Source organism: Ureibacillus xyleni, assembly GCF_900217795.1.
Taxonomy (GTDB): domain Bacteria; phylum Bacillota; class Bacilli; order Bacillales_A; family Planococcaceae; genus Ureibacillus; species Ureibacillus xyleni.
The window spans coordinates 1-1,453 of record NZ_OBMQ01000030.1 but is presented as its reverse complement, the minus strand read 5'-3'; the positions used below and the strand labels follow the sequence as shown (position 1 = coordinate 1,453).

Genomic DNA, 1,453 nt, shown 5'->3' with positions numbered 1-1,453 from the left:
ACCCGCATATAAAACTGGTGAGCCATGAAGGACTTGAACCTTCGACCCTCTGATTAAAAGTCAGATGCTCTACCACTGAGCTAATGGCTCTAAAGAATGGTGCCGGCGATAGGAGTCGAACCCACGACCTACTGATTACAAGTCAGGTGCTCTACCAACTGAGCTACACCGGCATATATGGTGGAGGATGACGGGCTCGAACCGCCGACCCCCTGCTTGTAAGGCAGGTGCTCTCCCAGCTGAGCTAATCCTCCTGGGAATTAAAAATATGACCCGTACGGGATTCGAACCCGTGTTACCGCCGTGAAAGGGCGGTGTCTTAACCACTTGACCAACGGGCCATGGCTCCGAAGGTAGGACTCGAACCTACGACCAACCGGTTAACAGCCGGTTGCTCTACCACTGAGCTACTTCGGAATAAATACATGGTGGGCCTAAATGGACTTGAACCATCGACCTCACGCTTATCAGGCGTGCGCTCTAACCAGCTGAGCTATAGGCCCCAATTGAAGCGGGTGATGAGAATCGAACTCACGACATCAGCTTGGAAGGCTGAGGTTTTACCATTAAACTACACCCGCAATAATGGCGGTCCCGACCGGGATCGAACCGGCGATCTCCTGCGTGACAGGCAGGCATGTTAACCGCTACACCACGGGACCATCATCAACTAACTATTAAAATAAATGGCGGAGGAAGAGGGATTCGAACCCCCGCGCGGTTTAACCCGCCTGTCGGTTTTCAAGACCGATCCCTTCAGCCGGACTTGGGTATTCCTCCACTTTTAATAAATGGCGGCAGAGGGGATCGAACCCCCGACCTTACGGGTATGAACCGTACGCTCTAGCCAGCTGAGCTACGCCGCCATATGTTATATTCTAATTTTTGGTGGAGCCTAGCGGGATCGAACCGCTGACCTCCTGCGTGCAAGGCAGGCGCTCTCCCAGCTGAGCTAAGGCCCCGAAATGTTGATTGTTATAATTGGCGCGCCCGGCAGGAGTCGAACCCACAACCTTCTGATCCGTAGTCAGACGCTCTATCCAATTGAGCTACGGGCGCTAAATGGCTGGGGTACCAGGATTCGAACCTGGGCATGACGGAATCAAAATCCGTTGCCTTACCGCTTGGCTATACCCCAATATTTTTAGATGATATTATTTTGTTTTGTTGGGGCGACTGATGGGAATCGAACCCACGAATGCCGGAACCACAATCCGGTGCGTTAACCACTTCGCCACAATCGCCATTATTTCATAATGTTCCAAGAGATATTTGGCAGGGGCAGTAGGAATCGAACCCACACCAAAGGTTTTGGAGACCTCTATTCTACCGTTGAACTATGCCCCTATTACAAGTAGATGGTGGAGGGGGACGGATTCGAACCGCCGAACCCGAAGGAGCGGATTTACAGTCCGCCGCGTTTAGCCACTTCGCTACCCCTCCATTTAAGGGA

At 52.2% G+C, this 1,453-nt stretch carries 16 tRNA genes; all 16 read right to left on the bottom strand.

The features are described from left to right. Positions 1-15: 15 nt before the first annotated feature. Positions 16-90: transfer RNA gene (locus CRO00_RS19875), tRNA-Lys, on the bottom strand. Positions 91-97: 7 nt separating this feature from the next. Further along, a tRNA-Thr gene (locus CRO00_RS19870) sits at positions 98-173 on the bottom strand. A 5-nt stretch (positions 174-178) separates the two neighbouring features. Continuing rightward, a tRNA-Val gene (locus CRO00_RS19865) sits at positions 179-254 on the bottom strand. Between the two features lie 15 nt (positions 255-269). Continuing rightward, a tRNA-Glu gene (locus CRO00_RS19860) sits at positions 270-341 on the bottom strand. Between the two features lies 1 nt (position 342). Continuing rightward, positions 343-417, bottom strand: a tRNA-Asn gene (locus CRO00_RS19855). A gap of 9 nt (positions 418-426) precedes the next feature. After that, positions 427-503, bottom strand: a tRNA-Ile gene (locus CRO00_RS19850). Between the two features lie 7 nt (positions 504-510). Then, positions 511-581: transfer RNA gene (locus CRO00_RS19845), tRNA-Gly, on the bottom strand. A gap of 5 nt (positions 582-586) precedes the next feature. Beyond that, positions 587-662, bottom strand: a tRNA-Asp gene (locus tag CRO00_RS19840). Positions 663-687: 25 nt separating this feature from the next. Continuing rightward, positions 688-780: transfer RNA gene (locus CRO00_RS19835), tRNA-Ser, on the bottom strand. 12 nt (positions 781-792) lie between these two features. Beyond that, a tRNA-Met gene (locus CRO00_RS19830) sits at positions 793-866 on the bottom strand. A gap of 20 nt (positions 867-886) precedes the next feature. Continuing rightward, positions 887-962: transfer RNA gene (locus tag CRO00_RS19825), tRNA-Ala, on the bottom strand. A 20-nt stretch (positions 963-982) separates the two neighbouring features. Then, positions 983-1,059: transfer RNA gene (locus CRO00_RS19820), tRNA-Arg, on the bottom strand. A 4-nt stretch (positions 1,060-1,063) separates the two neighbouring features. Then, positions 1,064-1,138 (bottom strand) — tRNA-Gln (locus CRO00_RS19815). 30 nt (positions 1,139-1,168) lie between these two features. Next, a tRNA-His gene (locus tag CRO00_RS19810) sits at positions 1,169-1,244 on the bottom strand. Between the two features lie 29 nt (positions 1,245-1,273). Then, positions 1,274-1,347 (bottom strand) — tRNA-Trp (locus CRO00_RS19805). Positions 1,348-1,359: 12 nt separating this feature from the next. After that, positions 1,360-1,443, bottom strand: a tRNA-Tyr gene (locus tag CRO00_RS19800). Positions 1,444-1,453 lie beyond the last annotated feature (10 nt).